The sequence below is a fragment of the Halomonas rhizosphaerae genome, from assembly GCF_030010555.1.
Taxonomy (GTDB): Bacteria; Pseudomonadota; Gammaproteobacteria; order Pseudomonadales; family Halomonadaceae; genus Halomonas; species Halomonas rhizosphaerae.
Window position 1 is genome coordinate 1 of the sequence record NZ_JASCQP010000037.1, and the last position, 15,796, is coordinate 15,796.

The 15,796-nt window shown below is 68.4% G+C and carries 17 protein-coding genes; 9 read left to right on the forward strand and 8 right to left on the reverse strand.

Going from position 1 to position 15,796, the window contains the following annotated elements; genetic code table 11:
- A partial coding sequence (pgi, locus tag QLQ83_RS16525; RefSeq protein WP_282736612.1) for a glucose-6-phosphate isomerase occupies positions 1 to 1,173 on the forward strand: 1,173 nt, incomplete at its 5' end.
- Between the two features lie 80 nt (positions 1,174 to 1,253).
- Here pgi and QLQ83_RS16530 read toward each other — a convergent pair.
- A complete protein-coding gene (locus tag QLQ83_RS16530; RefSeq protein ID WP_282736613.1) occupies positions 1,254 to 1,754 on the reverse strand; it encodes a hypothetical protein in 501 nt (166 codons plus the stop codon).
- Between the two features lie 226 nt (positions 1,755 to 1,980).
- Between QLQ83_RS16530 and nosP the strand changes: the two genes are divergently transcribed.
- Entirely contained in the window at positions 1,981 to 3,180 is a 1,200-nt protein-coding gene (nosP, locus tag QLQ83_RS16535; protein ID WP_282736614.1) for a nitric oxide-sensing protein NosP, read from the forward strand.
- Complete coding sequence (locus tag QLQ83_RS16540) at positions 3,110 to 4,522, forward strand: hybrid sensor histidine kinase/response regulator (RefSeq protein WP_282736615.1); 1,413 nt, start codon at positions 3,110 to 3,112, stop codon at positions 4,520 to 4,522. The genes nosP and QLQ83_RS16540 overlap by 71 nt, the downstream gene beginning before the upstream one ends.
- Here QLQ83_RS16540 and QLQ83_RS16545 read toward each other — a convergent pair.
- On the reverse strand, positions 4,514 to 5,197 hold the full coding sequence (locus QLQ83_RS16545) for a response regulator (protein WP_282736616.1): 684 nt from the start codon (positions 5,195 to 5,197) through the stop codon (positions 4,514 to 4,516). The genes QLQ83_RS16540 and QLQ83_RS16545 overlap by 9 nt on opposite strands.
- Before the next feature lie 138 nt (positions 5,198 to 5,335).
- Between QLQ83_RS16545 and exaC the strand changes: the two genes are divergently transcribed.
- Positions 5,336 to 6,856, forward strand: coding sequence for an acetaldehyde dehydrogenase ExaC (gene exaC, locus QLQ83_RS16550; protein ID WP_282736617.1), 1,521 nt, complete (start codon positions 5,336 to 5,338; stop codon positions 6,854 to 6,856).
- A 134-nt stretch (positions 6,857 to 6,990) separates the two neighbouring features.
- Positions 6,991 to 8,019 carry an alcohol dehydrogenase AdhP gene (adhP, locus tag QLQ83_RS16555; RefSeq protein WP_282736618.1) on the forward strand — a complete coding sequence of 343 codons (1,029 nt, stop codon included), beginning with the start codon at positions 6,991 to 6,993 and terminating at the stop codon, positions 8,017 to 8,019.
- Between the two features lie 151 nt (positions 8,020 to 8,170).
- Here adhP and QLQ83_RS16560 read toward each other — a convergent pair whose 3' ends face one another.
- A complete protein-coding gene (locus QLQ83_RS16560; RefSeq protein ID WP_282736619.1) occupies positions 8,171 to 8,410 on the reverse strand; it encodes a hypothetical protein in 240 nt (79 codons plus the stop codon).
- Between the two features lie 208 nt (positions 8,411 to 8,618).
- Between QLQ83_RS16560 and QLQ83_RS16565 the strand changes: the two genes are divergently transcribed.
- Positions 8,619 to 9,233 (forward strand): methyltransferase domain-containing protein, encoded by a 615-nt coding sequence (locus QLQ83_RS16565; RefSeq protein ID WP_282736620.1) that lies wholly within the window; start codon positions 8,619 to 8,621, stop codon positions 9,231 to 9,233.
- A 9-nt stretch (positions 9,234 to 9,242) separates the two neighbouring features.
- On the opposite strand, the gene QLQ83_RS16570 is transcribed toward QLQ83_RS16565, so the two are convergent.
- The 3 genes from QLQ83_RS16570 to QLQ83_RS16580 are packed head-to-tail and all read right to left on the reverse strand — an operon-like array spanning position 9,243 to position 11,381.
- Positions 9,243 to 10,460, reverse strand: a complete 1,218-nt coding sequence (locus QLQ83_RS16570) for a MerC family mercury resistance protein (RefSeq protein WP_282736621.1) — start codon at positions 10,458 to 10,460, stop codon at positions 9,243 to 9,245.
- A 19-nt stretch (positions 10,461 to 10,479) separates the two neighbouring features.
- Complete coding sequence (locus QLQ83_RS16575) at positions 10,480 to 10,740, reverse strand: anti-sigma factor family protein (RefSeq protein WP_282736622.1); 261 nt, start codon at positions 10,738 to 10,740, stop codon at positions 10,480 to 10,482.
- Entirely contained in the window at positions 10,737 to 11,381 is a 645-nt protein-coding gene (locus tag QLQ83_RS16580) for an RNA polymerase sigma factor (RefSeq protein WP_282736623.1), read from the reverse strand. The genes QLQ83_RS16575 and QLQ83_RS16580 overlap by 4 nt, the downstream gene beginning before the upstream one ends.
- A 279-nt stretch (positions 11,382 to 11,660) precedes the next feature.
- Between QLQ83_RS16580 and QLQ83_RS16585 the strand changes: the two genes are divergently transcribed.
- The 3 genes from QLQ83_RS16585 (at position 11,661) to QLQ83_RS16595 (ending at position 13,549) form a co-directional block, all read left to right on the forward strand.
- Positions 11,661 to 12,452 (forward strand): methyltransferase domain-containing protein, encoded by a 792-nt coding sequence (locus QLQ83_RS16585; RefSeq protein ID WP_282736624.1) that lies wholly within the window; start codon positions 11,661 to 11,663, stop codon positions 12,450 to 12,452.
- A 91-nt stretch (positions 12,453 to 12,543) separates the two neighbouring features.
- Positions 12,544 to 13,023, forward strand: a complete 480-nt coding sequence (locus tag QLQ83_RS16590) for a cupin domain-containing protein (RefSeq protein ID WP_282736625.1) — start codon at positions 12,544 to 12,546, stop codon at positions 13,021 to 13,023.
- A 106-nt stretch (positions 13,024 to 13,129) separates the two neighbouring features.
- Positions 13,130 to 13,549 carry a secondary thiamine-phosphate synthase enzyme YjbQ gene (locus QLQ83_RS16595; protein ID WP_282736626.1) on the forward strand — a complete coding sequence of 140 codons (420 nt, stop codon included), beginning with the start codon at positions 13,130 to 13,132 and terminating at the stop codon, positions 13,547 to 13,549.
- A 35-nt stretch (positions 13,550 to 13,584) separates the two neighbouring features.
- Here QLQ83_RS16595 and QLQ83_RS16600 read toward each other — a convergent pair whose 3' ends face one another.
- Both QLQ83_RS16600 and QLQ83_RS16605 read right to left on the reverse strand, forming a co-directional pair.
- Complete coding sequence (locus tag QLQ83_RS16600; protein ID WP_282736627.1) at positions 13,585 to 14,526, reverse strand: carbon-nitrogen hydrolase family protein; 942 nt, start codon at positions 14,524 to 14,526, stop codon at positions 13,585 to 13,587.
- Positions 14,527 to 14,662: 136 nt separating this feature from the next.
- Positions 14,663 to 15,712 carry a LacI family DNA-binding transcriptional regulator gene (locus QLQ83_RS16605; RefSeq protein WP_282736628.1) on the reverse strand — a complete coding sequence of 350 codons (1,050 nt, stop codon included), beginning with the start codon at positions 15,710 to 15,712 and terminating at the stop codon, positions 14,663 to 14,665.
- Positions 15,713 to 15,796 lie beyond the last annotated feature (84 nt).

Below are 15,796 nucleotides of genomic sequence, written 5' to 3' on the forward strand. Positions count from 1 at the left end.
TCCAACGTCGACGGCGCCCATATCCAGAAGGTGCTCAGCCGCCTCGACCCGGCCACCACCCTGTTCATCGTCTCCACCAAGACCTTCTCCACCCAGGAGACGCTGCTCAACGCCCATACCGCGCGCCGCTGGTTCCTGGACAACGCCGGCCCGGACGCCGACGTGGGGGCCCACTTCATCGCCGCCTCGACCAACAAGGCGGCGGCCATGGCCTTCGGCATCCGCGAGGAGAACGTCTTCGAGTTCTGGGCCTGGGTCGGCGGGCGCTACTCGATGTGGTCCTCCATCGGCCTGCCCATCGCACTCTCCATCGGCTTCGAGGGGTTCATGGAGCTGCTCGAGGGCGCCTATGAGATGGACCAGCACTTCCTCGCCGCGCCCTTCGCCGAGAACATGCCGGTGCTGATGGCGCTGATCGGCATCTGGCACATCAACTTCCAGGGCGCCGAGACCCAGGCCATCGTGCCCTACGACCAGGCGCTGCATCAGCTGCCGGCCTTCCTGCAGCAGCTCGACATGGAGTCCAACGGCAAGTCGGTGGACATCTTCGGCCACCCGGTGGACTACAAGACCGGGCCCATCGTCTGGGGCCAGACCGGCTCCAACGGCCAGCACGCCTTCTTCCAGCTGCTCCACCAGGGCACCCGCTACGTGCCCATCGACTTCATCGCCTCGCTCAGGCCCGAGCCGGGCATGGAGGAGCACCACTTCGCGCTGCTCACCAACATGCTGGCCCAGGCCAACGCCTTCATGGAGGGCAGCCAGACCGGCAGCCGGCTCGACCCCTACAGCTGCCCGGGCAACCGCCCCTCCAGCGTGCTGCTGCTCGACGAGCTGACACCGAAGAACCTCGGCGCGCTGATCGCGCTCTACGAGCACAAGGTGTTCGTCCAGGGAGTGATCTGGAACATCAACTCCTTCGACCAGTGGGGGGTGCAGCTGGGCAAGCGCATCGCCGGCGAGATCAGCGAGCGCATCGACGCCCACAGCCAGGACTTCGATGCCTCCACCCAGGGCCTGCTGGCGCTGGTGCGCGGACACTTCGCGTCGGGCGGCGAACCGTCGGGCGGCGATCCGTCGGGCGGCGATCCGTCGGGCGGCGATCCGTCGGGTGGCGAGGGCGAGGTCGAAAGGCCCCGACGCAGGACGCGCAGGGCCTCGACCGGTCGTTGAAGGGTGAAGGTGCGGATGGCCGCAGTGGCAAGGTGTCGGGGCCATCAAGTGGTGGGACGGTCCGGGTCTGATGCCCGGGATCAGGCCCGGGCAGGGACGGCGTAGGCGCCTGCCTGAGCCTCCTCGAGCAGGTGGCAGGCGGCGCGCTTGTGTTCGATGAACTGCACGAGCAGGGCATCGAGCTCCGGCAGGTGGCAGTAGCGGGCCATCAGCTCGCTGAACTGTCGTGAATGGTGAGCGACGGCCAGGGCATGGCTCAGCGCCTGGCAGGCCATGGCATCGTCGGTGATGAACAGGTGGTGTCGACGGACCTCCGCCCATGACGGGTAACGGGAGGGGGCGTACATCTGGAGGTCACGCAGCTGCAGCTTCTCGGCGAGGGCCTCCAGTGCGCCGATGCGCTGTTCGCACTCGATGCCCAGCGCCGCCATCAGGCGGCTGACATGGGGCCGAGTGGGCAGGAAACTCAGGGCCAGGCCGCGATAGTGCTCCATCTCGCGTGACTCGTGTTCGTGGGCGAGCAGCAACTGCTCGTCCGCGGGGCATGGGCGGGCTTGTGCCCCGGGGGTGATGGCAGGCATGGATATCTCCTTTATTGTCTTCCGGGCCTCTTCCGGGCACCGTCCGATTAAGGTAGTAGTCCCAGTTCGGGGCTACCCCTGATGTCGATCAATTTCGTCCCTGGATCAGCAAAAAGTATCAGGGATCTCATGACAGCGCCGGGAGCGCCTCGCCCTGCCGCGGGCCGGCGTTGTCCCCGCTTGCTCCGGCGACATACACTGCCTGAAACCGCACAGGCAGGCCGACATGCTCGATCTCCCCCCCGCTACGCCCGTCGTTCCCGGTCCGCTCGAGGCGGAGCTGCCGCTGCGCACGGCGGTCAGCCGGCGACGCGATCCCCGGGGGGCGGCCCGGGAGCTGGCCGGGGCGCTGCGACATGCCGAGCTCGGCTTCGTGCTGTTCTTCTGCAGCGCCGAGTATCCCCTTGCCGCGCTCTCAACGGCCCTCAACGAGGCCTTCGAGGGCGTGGCGGTGGCGGGCTGCACCACCGCCGGGGAGATCACCCCGGAGGGCTACGGGCGGGGCTGCATCGTCGCCATCGGCCTCGACCGTCGCCACTTCGCCGTCTCCTGTGCCCTGGTCGAGGACCTGTCGGGCTTTGACCTGATTCGGGCCCAGCGGCTGGTCGACGGCCTGCTCGACGACTGTCGCGGCCGGGCCCTGGCCCCGGTGGGGGAGCACAGCTTCGCCCTGACCCTGCTCGATGGCCTCTCCAGCTGCGAGGAGCAGGTGCTGGCGACCCTGGATGCCGCCCTGGGGCGTATCCCCAGCTTCGGCGGCTCCGCCGGCGACGACAATCGCCTGGCCCATACCCATGTGCATGCCGAAGGCCGCTTCCACGGCCAGGCGGCGGTGGTGGTGATGATCAACACCCGGTTGCCGTTCGAGGTCTTCACCACCCACCACCTGCGCCCACGGGACGAGAAGCTGGTGGTCACCCGCGCCGACCGCGAGCGCCGTCGGGTGCTGGAGCTCAACGCCCTGCCGGCCGCCGAGGAGTATGCCCGACTGGTGGGCCTGCCGGTCGAGGCCCTTGAGCCTGAGGTGTTTGCCCGCCATCCGCTGGCGGTACGCCTGGGCGAGGCGCATTTCGTGCGCTCCATCCAGCGGGTCAACGACGACGGCAGCCTCAGCTTCTACTGCGCGGTGGAGAACGGCATCGTGCTGACGGCCATGCAGCCGGCCCCCCTGCTGGAGGACCTCGAAGCGGTCTTCGCGGGGCTCACTGCGCGGCTCGGCGAGCCGGCGCTGATCATCGGCTGCGACTGCTTCCTGCGCCGGCTCGAGCTGGAGGCCCTGGGACTGGTGGCCCCGGCCTCGCGGCTGCTGGGCCGCTCGCGGGTGATCGGCTTCAATACCTACGGGGAGCAGCACCATGGCATGCACATCAACCAGACCTTCACCGGGGTCGCCATTGGATCTCGCCCGGTCACGGGAGACGCCTGACGACGCCGGCCCGCGGGAACGGGAACTGCTGGAGGAGAACGCCCGCCTGCGGCGGATCGCCAGCGCCCTGATGGAGCGCGTGGAATCGGCGGGCATGGCGGGCGGCGCCCCCTATGCGGCCTTCGAGCATGCGGTGCTGCTCGCCGAGCAGGTGCGCGAGCGCACCGAGACGCTGCAGCGCACCCTCGCCGAACTGCATGCCGCCAAGGCGGAAGCGGAAGCGGCCAACCTTTCCAAGACCCGCTTCCTGGCCGCGGTGAGCCATGACCTGCTGCAGCCGCTGAATGCCGCCCGGCTGTTCACCAGCGCCCTGGAGGATCACCCCCTGCCCGAGCCCTCGACCCGGCTGGTGGGCCATATCGGCCGCTCCCTCAAGGACGTGGAGGCGCTGCTCGGCACCCTGGTGGACATCTCGCGGCTCGATGCCGGGGTGCTCGAGCCGGATATCGCGCCCTTCCCCGTCGCCCGGCTGCTCGACGTGCTGGCCGAGGAGTACCGCCAGATGGCCGCGGCCCGGGGGCTCGAGTTGCACTATGTGGGCAGCGGTGCGGTGGTCGCCTCGGACCTGGCGCTGCTGGCGCGGGTGGTGCGCAACTTCCTGACCAATGCCATCCGCTACACCGGGCGCGGCAAGATCCTGCTGGGCTGCCGTCGCCGCCCCGAGGGGGTCGAGATCCTGGTGGGAGACAGCGGGCCGGGCATACCCGAGGCGCAGCGCGAGGCGATCTTCCAGGAGTTCCAGCGCCTGGGCGGCAATCGCGGGGCAGAGGATCGCGGCCTGGGGCTGGGCCTGGCCATCGTCGACCGCATCGCGGGGATGCTCGGCCATCCCCTGCGTCTGGCCTCCGTACCGGGCCGCGGCTCGCTCTTCTCGGTACTGGTCCCCCAGGGCCGACTGCCGCCGGTGGCCCACCCCCCCACCGCTTCGCCTCGGCTGGGTCAGGGGCCGGGGCAGGGCAGCGTCCTGGAGCGGGCAAGGGTCTGGGTCATCGACAATGATCCCGGTATCTGCAAGGGGATGGCCGCGCTGCTCGAGGGCTGGGGGTGTCGGGTGCTGACCGCGACCTCGCTGGCCGACCTGGACATCAAGGCCGTCGGGGAGCGCGCGGACGTGCTGCTCGTCGATTTCCACCTGGGCGAGGAGGACCCCGATGGCCTGGCGGTGGCGGCGAGGCTTCGCGAGCGCCAGCCGGGGCTCCCGGTGATCGTGATCACGGCCAACCATGATGCGACGATCAAGGGCCTGACCCGGCAGCTGGGCTATGGCTGCCTGCTCAAGCCCGTGAAGCCGCTGCGGCTGCGCATGGCCCTGGTCAACCTGCTGGGTGGTGAATCAGCGTGACGGAGGGTGGCGCTCGGCCAGCAGGGTCTCCAGGTCGGCCTCGCCGGCGGCGAGGATCGCCTGGACCCGGCCCGGCACCCCGAGCTTGCGCAGGATCGCCGAGACATGGGTCTTCACCGTGGTCTCGGCGATGTCCAGTTCCCGGGCGATCACCTTGTTGGAGGCGCCGCGACTCAGGCGGATTAGCACCTCGAGCTGCTTGTCGGTCAGCTCGGCGAAGCGCGAGCCCGGCGATGGCGTTCCGGCCCCGGCGGGGGAGGAGCGCGGGACGGCGGGGCGTCGCATGATGTCCGGTGGCAGGTAGACCTGGCCCTCCAGCAATTGGGCCAGCGCCGTGAGCAGGTCCCGGCGCGGCGTCGACTTGGGGATGTAGCCCACTGCACCCAGGTCGAGGGCGTCGAGGATGGTGCGCCGTTCCTGGTCGGCGGAGAGGATCGCCACCGGCAACCAGGGATGTGCCTCGCGCAGCGCGCGCAGCCCCTCGAGCCCGCTGGCATCGGGTAGCCCGAGGTCGAGCAGCACCAGGTCCAGCTCTGCGCAGTCCCCGGCGTGGCGAAGGGCCTCGGCCAGGCTCTCCGCCTCCAGCAGCCGGCTCTCCGGCAGTCCCGCCTCGATCACGGCCGCGATGGCCTCGCGGAACAGCGGATGGTCATCGGCGACCATCAGGGTGTGCATGGGCAATTCCTCGTGGACTCGTCTCGTCTCCTACCGAAGGAGGAGTCCCTTTCCTGCCACGGGAGTATGTCGCGGAAGGCGCGTCTGACCAATACTGAGGGTGTATCGCCACAATCACAACATTTCAGGAGTCACGCCATGATCTATGCCAACCCCGGCCAGTCCGGTTCGCTGGTCAGTTTCGAGACACGCTACGGCAACTACATCGGCGGCGAATTCGTATCGCCGGTGAAGGGGCAGTACTTCGACAATGTCAGCCCGGTCAACGGTGAGGTGTTCTGCGAGATCCCGCGTTCCACTGCCGAGGACATCGACAAGGCGCTGGATGCCGCCCATCAGGCCGCACCGGCCTGGGGCAGGACCTCCGCCGCGGAGCGCTCCAATGTCCTGCTGAGAATCGCCGACCGCATGGAGCAGAACCTCGAGATGCTCGCCGTGGCCGAGACCTGGGACAACGGCAAGGCGGTACGCGAGACCCTCAACGCCGACCTGCCGCTGGCCGTCGACCACTTCCGCTACTTCGCCGGCTGCATCCGCGCCCAGGAAGGCACCGCCGCGGATATCGATGCCAACACCGTCGCCTACCACTTCCACGAGCCGCTGGGTGTGGTAGGACAGATCATTCCCTGGAACTTCCCGCTGCTGATGGCCGTCTGGAAGCTGGCGCCGGCGCTGGCCGCGGGCAACTGCGTGGTGCTCAAGCCCGCCGAGCAGACCCCGGCCTCCATCCTCAAGCTGATGGAACTGGTCGGCGACCTGCTGCCGCCCGGGGTGGTCAACATCGTCAACGGCTATGGCGTCGAGGCGGGCCAGGCACTCGCCACCAGCAAGCGCATCGCCAAGATCGCCTTCACCGGCTCCACCCCGGTGGGTTCGCACATCCTCAAGTGCGCCGCCGAGAACATCATCCCCTCGACGGTGGAGCTGGGCGGCAAGTCGCCGAACATCTACTTCGCCGACATCATGAACGCCGAGCCGGCGTTCATCGACAAGGCCGCCGAGGGCCTGGTGCTGGCCTTCTTCAACCAGGGCGAGGTCTGTACCTGTCCCTCCCGGGCGCTGATCCAGGAGAGCATGTACGACGCCTTCATGGCCAAGGTCATGGAGCGTACCCTGTCGATCAAGCGCGGCAATCCGCTGGACACCGACGTCCAGGTCGGCGCCCAGGCCTCCCAGGAGCAGTTCGACAAGATCATGTCCTACATGGAGATCGCCCGGGAGGAGGGCGCCGAGTTCCTCACCGGCGGCGAACGGGAAACGCTGGATCCGGCCATCAACAACGGCTTCTATATCCAGCCGACCCTGCTGAAGGGCCACAACAAGATGCGTGTCTTCCAGGAGGAGATCTTCGGCCCGGTGGTGGCGGTGACGACCTTCAAGGACGAGGAGGAGGCGCTGGCCATCGCCAACGACACCGAGTTCGGCCTCGGGGCGGGCGTCTGGAGCCGCGACATGAACGTCGCCTTCCGCATGGGGCGCGGCATCCAGGCCGGCCGCGTGTGGACCAACTGCTACCACCAGTATCCGGCCCATGCCGCCTTCGGCGGCTACAAGAAGTCCGGCGTCGGCCGCGAGACCCACAAGGTGGCCCTCGAGCACTACCAGCAGACCAAGAACCTGCTGGTCAGCTACGACATCAATCCGCTCGGCTTCTTCTAATCCTCTCCGGCGCCCGGGTTTCCCCGGGCGCACAACACCCCTATCAGTGGGCGGATTCACCGCCCCGTGGCCCCCGGCGATCGTGCAAGGTGGCGCGATGGCCCCTTGCTGTCCGACAAACGAGGAGACGCGAGATGGATGCAACAATGAAAGCTGCCGTGGTCAGAAAATTCGGTGAGCCCCTGGCCATCGAGGAGGTCGAGACGCCCCGGCCGCAGGCGGGCGAGATACTGGTCAAGGTGGCAGCCTCCGGTGTGTGCCATACCGACCTGCATGCCGCCCATGGTGACTGGCCAGTCAAGCCCAATCCGCCTTTCATTCCAGGCCATGAAGGGGTCGGCCACATCGTGGCGGTTGGCGAGGGGGTAAAGCATGTAAAGGAGGGCGACAGGGTCGGCGTACCTTGGCTCTACTCCGCCTGCGGTCACTGCGAGCACTGCCTGGGGGGCTGGGAAACCCTGTGTGAGTCCCAGCAGAATACGGGCTATTCGGTAAATGGTGGCTTTGCCGACTACACCCTGGCGGATGCCGGCTTCGTTGGACGTCTGCCAGACAATGTCGACTTCCTCGAGATCGCCCCGATACTTTGTGCGGGTGTCACTGTCTACAAGGGCTTGAGGATGACCGATACCCGCCCGGGCCAGTGGGTAGTGGTCTCGGGTATCGGTGGCCTTGGGCATATGGCAGTGCAATATGCCAGGGCTATGGGCCTGAACGTGGCGGCGGTGGACATCGACGATGGCAAGCTGGCGCTGGCGGAGCGGCTGGGTGCCACCGTCATGGTCAACGCCCTCAAGACGGATCCCGCCGCCTACCTCAAGAAGGAGATTGGCGGTGCACATGGGGCACTGGTCACGGCAGTATCGCCGAAGGCTTTCGATCAGGCCCAGCGCATGCTGCGTCGAGGAGGAACCTTGGTACTCAATGGCCTGCCGCCCGGCGACTTCCCGCTGCCGATCTTCGATACCGTGCTCAACGGCATCACCATCCGCGGCTCCATCGTCGGCACCCGCAGCGACCTTCAGGAGGCACTGGACTTCGCCGGTGAAGGCAAGGTGAAGGCGACGGTGGAAAGTGACTCGCTGGAGAACATCAACGCTGTCTTCCAGCGCATGATCGATGGCCAGATAGAAGGACGCGTCGTCCTCGACATGACGGGTTGAAACAGGGATTGAAGCGTAACGGTCACTCCCACGGGGCGCGACCCGAGTCGCGTCTTCCCCTGCCCTTGGTCCCGGGCATCCTGCTGAGGGCTTCTCTCTCACAGGGGCCCATACGAGAACCGAATGGCCGGCCTTGAAGGTCGGCCATGTGTCACGGCCGCATCACCATCTTCGCCTCGGTGAGTCGCTTGACCACGCTCCTGAAGCTGTTCTTGAGGATCAGCATCTCGCCGTTGGTCAGGGAGATCACGGCCACCGGCTCATGGCGCGGTTCGTTCTCCGCCTCGATCTCGGGTCGGATCTGCGCGATCTGATCGAGGTGCAGTAACAGAGTGTACTGCTCCTCGGTGGTGGGGAAGTCGGTGATGACCTCTATGAATCGGTGACTCATGGTCTTCTTGCTCCGTGAGCGGGGGGGATGGTCTTCAGTGTAGTCGGGGGCGGTGCCGTGCATCAGTCACCGTCGCTGAAGGCCGTCAGGTCCAGCCCGTGACTGCGGCCATGCTGACGATCACCCGGCAGCCGCCTTTTTTGGCTCGTTGCTACACGTCCCGGCCGCTTTGCGTCATCATCTCCCGCCCGGACCCCGCGGAGACAGCATGGAGATGATCGACCTCGAAGCCCCCGACCTCCACCAGGAGCGGCTGCAGCGCGTGGTGTCGCTGGTCAGGGCCAGCGGTGCGCGACGGGTGCTCGACCTGGGGTGCGGCTCCGGCGGGCTGCTGCAGTACCTGCTGCGCGACGCCCAGTTCGAGCGTGTGGTGGGCCTGGAGCTTTCCGGCGAACTGCTGGCCCAGGCCAAGCTGCGTCTGGAGGACCTGCCGGCCGCCCGTGCTGGGCACCTCGAACTGGTCTGCGGCTCCTATGCCGATGTCCACCCGGCGCTGGTCGGCTTCGAGGCCGCGGCCATGGTGGAGACCATCGAACATGTCCCGCCCGAGGCGCTGTCCCGGGTCGAGCGCGCGGTATTCGCCGTGCTGCGGCCGCAGCTGCTGGTGATGACCACCCCCAACCACGAATACAACCCGCTCTATGAGATGGCGCCGGGCGAGTTCCGCGACCCCGACCACAGGTTCGAGTGGGGCCGGGCGCGTTTCCGCGACTGGGCACAGGGCGTGGCGCGCCGCAATGGCTACCGGGTGCGCTTCTCGGGGATCGGCGAGATGCACGCCCACCTCGGCCAGCCGACCCAGGTGGCGCTCTTCACGCGCTGAGCCGAGGCCTCAGGGCAGTCCCAGCACCCTGGCTTCCTGGCGGCGTCGCGCCTGCCGGTCCCGGAGGGCGGCGATGGCCAGGAGCAGGAAACCGGCGAGCTCCACCAGGGGGTGATAGTCGATGAACAGCGCATGGAGGATGGCCGCGCTGCCCGTTACGGCCAGCAGGGTCGGCGCCAGGGCGCGGTGTCGTCGATGGCCGGCGGCGAGGGTGCCCAGGGTCAGCAGCACGAAGGCGGCGATGGTCAGCGCCCAGGTTCCCTCGTCCAGGGCGAGGCCGATGCCGAGCAGCGGCAGCAGGGCGGCGAGCGCCAGGGTGCCGTAGCAGGACAACACCGCCAGGCCCAGGGCGACAACGCCCAGCAGGCCACGACGCTGCAGCAGGCGCAGCCAGCGGCGCGGGTCGAGCCTCAGCCAGGCCTGTCGCAGGCGAGAGGGGGCCCCGGCTCCCCGACGCATGCCGAGCTCGATGGCATGGGCGCCGAAGCCGGCCGCGACCTCCCGGGTCTGGGCACTGGGACTCAGGGCGAAGTAGTCATGGCGGCCCACCACTTCGATCGCCTCGAAGCCGGCCTCCTCGAACAGGGCCAGCAGCTCCTCCTTCACCGTGGCCCCCACCACGCACTCGACCCAGAGGCGCGGGTCCTCGTGGCAGTCCACCGAGACCGGGCGGTGGATCACCACGTCGGCGAGTTGCAGGCGGCCACTGGGGCGCAGCACGCGGAACATCTCCGCCACCGCGCGGCGCTTGTCCGGCACCAGGTTGAGGGCACCATTGCTGGTGATGGCATCGAGGCTGGCGTCGGCAAACGGCAGCCGTTCCGCCGAGGCCTGGACCACGTCGAGTCGGTCGATGCCGCTGGCTTCGGTCACGTCGCGGAGCTTGCGGGTCATGGCGGCGGTGAGGTCGAGGGCGATGACGCGCCCGTCAGGACCGGCGAGCCGGCGGGCGATCAGCGCATCGACCCCGGCTCCCGCGCCGATGTCGAGCACCCGGTCGCCGGCGTGGATGGCGCCGGCGCGAAAGGGGTAGCCGACGCCGGCGAAGGAGGCGAGCAGCGCTTCCGGCAGGGGGGCCGTCAGCGCCGGCGGATAGCCCAGCTGCCGGCAGGCGGCGTCACCCACCGGGAAATGGAAGGGCGACTCCGGCGTCTCGGCGACGGCCGTGTACATGCCCTGCACGGCATCCTGGATCTGCCGGCGTGAGTAGCCGAGTATGGCCACCATGAGGATCGCTCCTCACGGGTCAGGGGGTGGCGTCCTGCTCGTCGTCGAAGCGGTCGAGCAGGTCCCGGATGCGCCGGCGCAGTCGCGGCGGGGCCGCTGCCGTGCCGGTGGCCTCCACCCTGGCCCGTAGTCGTTTCTCGAATTCAGCCCGCGTGAAGCAGTCCTGACACCTCGCCAGGTGCCACTCGATGGCGGCCGCCTGCTGGCCGTCCAGCTCCCGGTCGAGGTAGTCGAAGAGTCGTTCGATGACCTCCTCGCAGGTCAGTGGCCGTCCGCTCATGGCTGCTGGTCCTCCTTTCCCTGGTGGGCGGATGCCCGGGGGCCGGAGATGACACCGGCCTCCCTGGCCTGTTGCCACAGCATCTTCTGCAGCAGACCCCGTGCCCGGCTCAGGCGCGAGCGGACGGTACCCAGCGGAATCCCCAGCAGGCGGGATACCTCCTCATACGTATAGCCCTGGACCTCGACGAGCACAATCGCCACCCGGAAGGCATCAGGAAGGGCGTCCAGCGCCCGTTGCAGGTCTTCCTGGAGCAGCTGGTGGAAGAACTGCTCCTCGAGGTTGCCCCACCACAGCAGGAAGGGCTGATGCAGCTGCTGGAAGAGGGTGAAGCGGCCGATGTCGAGCTCGTCCGGCGACGTCGACTCGTCGTCCATCGGGCGCTGGGGGCGACTCTGCCGGCGGCGCCACTCGCTGATGAAGGCATTGGTGAGGATGTGGAACAGCCAGCCCTCGAAACGCTGCGGGTCGCGCAGTTCATCGAGCCGTGCCCATGCCTTGCCGACCGCCTCGGCGACGATGTCCTCGGCGTCATCCGGGTCGCGGGTCAGGCGCAGGGCGGTGCCGTAGAGCCGGTCCATCAGCGGCTCCAGGCGCTGCTCGAACCACTGCCGGCGCTCGGCGGGCTGGTGTTCGGTCATGGCCACCCCCGGTGCGACCCGTGGTGGCACGACGGACCTCGGCCTCGGGGCGCAGGTGGTTGGATGGGCAAGGATCATGGCTCACCTCTTCGAGCATGGAACCCCTGCTGCCGCTCGGCAAGCAGGGGGCACCTGCAGGGACGCGGCATTCGCCGCCAGGGTTCCCGGCCAGGATCGAAAACCCAGGGCCGGGAACAATGCGGCCACCTGCTGCGTCCTCGGGGTGGCGCGGCACCCGCGTGCCGTGAACCGAAGACGACAACGTAGAGGAGAGCCATCATGACCATCATCGAGCCGTCCACGTCACCCGCGGTGGATCGCCATGAGCTCGAAGCACGGGTCAAGGCGATGTATCGCGAGGTAGCCGAGACGCCGGACGCGGATTTCCACTTCGAGATGGGGCGCGCCCTGGCCGAGCGCCTGGGCTACGACCCGGCGGGCCTGGACCGGATCCCCGCGGCGGCTATCGACTCCTTCGCCGGCGTCGGCCATTTCCTGGACCTGGCGGCGATTCGCCCCGGCGAGAGGGTGCTGGACCTGGGCAGTGGCGCCGGGATGGACAGTTTCCTTGCCGGCCTGGCAACGGGGCCGACGGGGAAGGTGCTGGGGCTCGACATGACCGATGCCCAGCGCCACAAGGCACGGCGCCTGGCCGAGGAGGCGGGATTCGCCAACGTCGAGCTCCATGCCGGCCATATCGAGTCGCCCCCCTTCGCGGATGGCAGCGTCGAGGTGGTGATCAGCAACGGCGTCATCAACCTGTCGGCGGACAAGCCGCGGGTCTTCGCCGAGGCGGCCCGGGTCCTGCGCCCCGGCGGGCGCCTGGCGCTGGCCGACATCGTCACCGAGTCGCCACTGCCGGAGAAGGTCTCCTGCAATGCCACCCTGTGGGCCGCCTGCATCGGTGGCGCCAGTCAGGAGGACGACTACCGGGCCGCCATCGAAGCGGCGGGTTTCGAGGTGCAGGAGCTCCGCGAGCACCCGGAATATCGCTTCCTTACCGACTCGGCCCAGGGCGCCAGCCGGACCTATGGCGTCAAGAGCATCTCGCTGCTGGCCACCCGGCGCTGAGGGTGCGCTCGCTCCCCGCCGGCAGGGCGCCCAGGCGGATCACGACACAACGACAACACGACACAGCACGAGCACAAGAGGAGGCAGCATCATGAACCACAAGACCCTGACACAGACCCTTTCCGCCACGGCCCTCGGCCTGGCCCTGGCCGTGACGGCCCAGGCGGCCCCCTACCAGGGCGACGGCCATCTGATCGGCAGCGCCGATGAACTGGAGTGGGGGCCGGTGGCCTCCATGGGCGAGGGCGCCGAGATCGCCATCATCGAGGGTGACCTGAGCAAGGAGGCGCCCTTCACCATTCGCCTGCGGCTGGAGGACGGCTACGAGATCCAGCCCCATGTGCATCCGGCCTACGAGCGCGTCACGGTGCTCGACGGCACCCTGCACTTCGCCCATGGCGAGCGCTACGATCCCGATGCGACCCAGGCCCTGGCGCCAGGCGACTTCGCCATCATGTCGCCGGGCGACCCCATGTTCGGTTATGCCGAGGGCGAGACGCTGTTCCAGCTGCACGGCACCGGCCCCTGGGGCATCGAGTATCTCGATCCGGCCCACGATCCGCGCAACTGAGGAAGGCGACGCGACGCCGCACCCCGGCGCGGGGTGCGGCGCCCTTGTCACGGCGGGGAGTCACGCTAGCATGGCGGTATCCCTTCATCCGTCTCGAGGAACCGTGATGTGGCAACAGCAGGAACTGCGTCTCGCGCCGCGCTCGCGCGGCTTTCACCTGATCACCGACGAGGTGGTCGACGGCCTGCCCGGCTTGTGGGAGGTCTCCATGGGGCTGCTGCACCTGCAGCTCTTGCACACCTCGGCGTCGCTGACCCTCAACGAGAATGCCGACCCGGACGTGCGCCATGACCTGGATGCCTTCCTGCGCGAGCGGATCCCCGGCGACCTGCCCTACTTTCGCCATACCCTCGAGGGGCCGGACGACATGCCGGCCCATGTCTGCGCTAGCCTTCTCGGCACCCAGCTGACGCTGGCGGTGCGCGATGGCCGCCTGGTGCTCGGCACCTGGCAGGGGCTCTGGTTGGGAGAGCACCGGGACCATGGTGGGGCGCGGCGGCTGATCGCGACCCTCAACGGGGCCTGATCCGCGTCGCGCTCTCATGGCTTCCCGCGTGCTTGTCAGGCCTCCGTGAACACCACCGGGGGCTGAGGGTTGCGATTCACCGACAGCGAGAAGATGTCCGGCCGGGCATAGTGGCCGCAGACATCCAGCGAGCGACGTGCCCGGCGGGCGGTCTCGACCTCGATCTCGGCATAGAGGATGCCCTTCTCGCGATCGAGGGGGCCTGCCACCACCTCCCCCGAGGGGGCAATGACCACCGCATTGCCGACGTTGACCCACTCCTCCGGGGTGTAGAGCCGGTCGCGCTCGGGGAAGGAGGCGGGGATGTCGCTTCCCCGGAGGGCGGTGGACGTGCCGATCACCCAGCAGCCGCCTTCCCTGGCGATATGGCGCAGCGAGGCGAGCGCGATGTCGCTGGAATCCCAGGTCGGGTTGATGAAGACCTCCAGGTCCTGGGCATAGAGGGCATAGCGCGCCAGCGGCATGTAGCTTTCCCAGCAGATGAGGGTGCCGAGGCGTCCGGCGGGGGTCTCGACCACCTTGAGCCCGCTGGCATCGCCCATGCCCCAGACCATGCGCTCGGGGTTCGTCGGCATCAGCTTGCGGTGGCGATTCAGCAGCCGCCCATCCGGGCCGACCACGACCACGCTGTTGAACAGGGTGGTGCCGCTGTAGCGGCTGTCGATCTCGTTGAGGCCCGTCACCAGGGTCACCCCGTGCCGGGCGGCCGCCTCCTGGATGGGCGCCAGGGTGTCGCCGCCGAGGTCGACGGCATTCTCGCGCAGCCTGGCATGCAGCTCGCTGGTCAGCGCCATGTCGCCCCCCGGGGCGAGTCGCCAGATCCAGGTCGGATAGCCGGGGATATAGGCTTCGGGAAAGACCAGCAGGGTCGCCCCGGCGCCGGCCGCCTCGTCGACGGCGTCGAGCATCCGTTGCAGTGTCGCGTCTCGCTGGAGCAGTACCGGGGGCTTCTGGATCACCGCAACCGTCGTGGCCATGAGAGGGTCCTCGTGCGCGGTGCGGGCGCCGAAGGACACCGATCACGGGCACTAGCCTGACCTTCACTATAGCGGCGAGGGGAGGGGCGCGCCCGGGGTCAGCCAGGAAGCATGTGGCCGGATGAGCCGATCAGCGTCAGGGGCAGGTGTCGCCAATCATCATTTCGGTTGCCATGACACGGGATTCGGCGGGTTCCATCCCGAGGATCATGCGCGCGGCGATGCGGCCCTTCTCGGTGCTGTCCTGGCGGATGGTGGTCAGCCGGGGAGCACGATACTGCCCCTCGGCGATGCCGTCGAAGCCGGTCAGCCGCAGGTCCTCGGGGATGCGCAGGCCGCGCTGCTCGGCGAGCGTCACCACGGTGAGGGCGATGCGGTCGGACATGCACAGCAGCAGGTCGGGCCGCTCGGCGTCCGGCAGGTCGAGGATCTCCTCGATCACCGGGGTGCAGACCTCGAAGGTGTTCTCCTCGATGTTCCACATCGGCACCTCGGCCGGGTCGATGCCGGCCTCGACGAAGGCCCGCTGGAAGCCGGCGAGGCGGGCCCGGGTGATGGTGCGCTCGGCCGAGAGCAGCGCCTGGTCATCGTCGATGCGGCCATTGCAGGGCTGCTCGGTCAGTCGCAGGTTGATCACCGCGGGGCGTCGCGTCGGCACCCTCAGGGCATGGCGGGCGATGGCGTAGCACGCCGGCTCGTTGTCGACGTGCACCGTGGCGTGGTCCTCGATATCGAAGTCCACCGCCACCAGGGGGCGCTCGGGCGGGAGGTCGGAGAACAGCTTCAGGCTCGGCATCAGGCCATAGATGATGAAGCCGTCGGCAATGCTCGAGGCCCCGGGCACGCTGGCGGCGTTCTGGCGCCCCGAGAGCAGCAGCAGGGTGTGGCCGCGAGTGTCGAGCACCTCGGCGATGCCCGAGAGCAGTTCGCTGGAGACCGCATCGTTGAGGCTGTAGGTCAGGCTCTCGGCGAGGATCACGGCGATGATCCGCGAACGGCCCGTGCGCAGGCTACGGGCCCGGGCGTCGGGGCCGCTGTAGCCCAGGCGCCGGGCCTCGGTGAGGATGTGCTCGCGCAGCTTCGGGGAGAGCTGGTCGGGCCGGTTGAAGGCGTTGGAGATGGTGGCGGTGGAGACGCCGAGCTCGCGGGCCAGGTCCTTGAGGGTCATGCGACGGGGGAGAGGCACTTGGCGGCTGACTCCATTACGGTCAGGGTGGACTGGAACGATTTAGTTAGCAGCCTAGCATGGCCCGGCAGGGTCAGGGTAGCC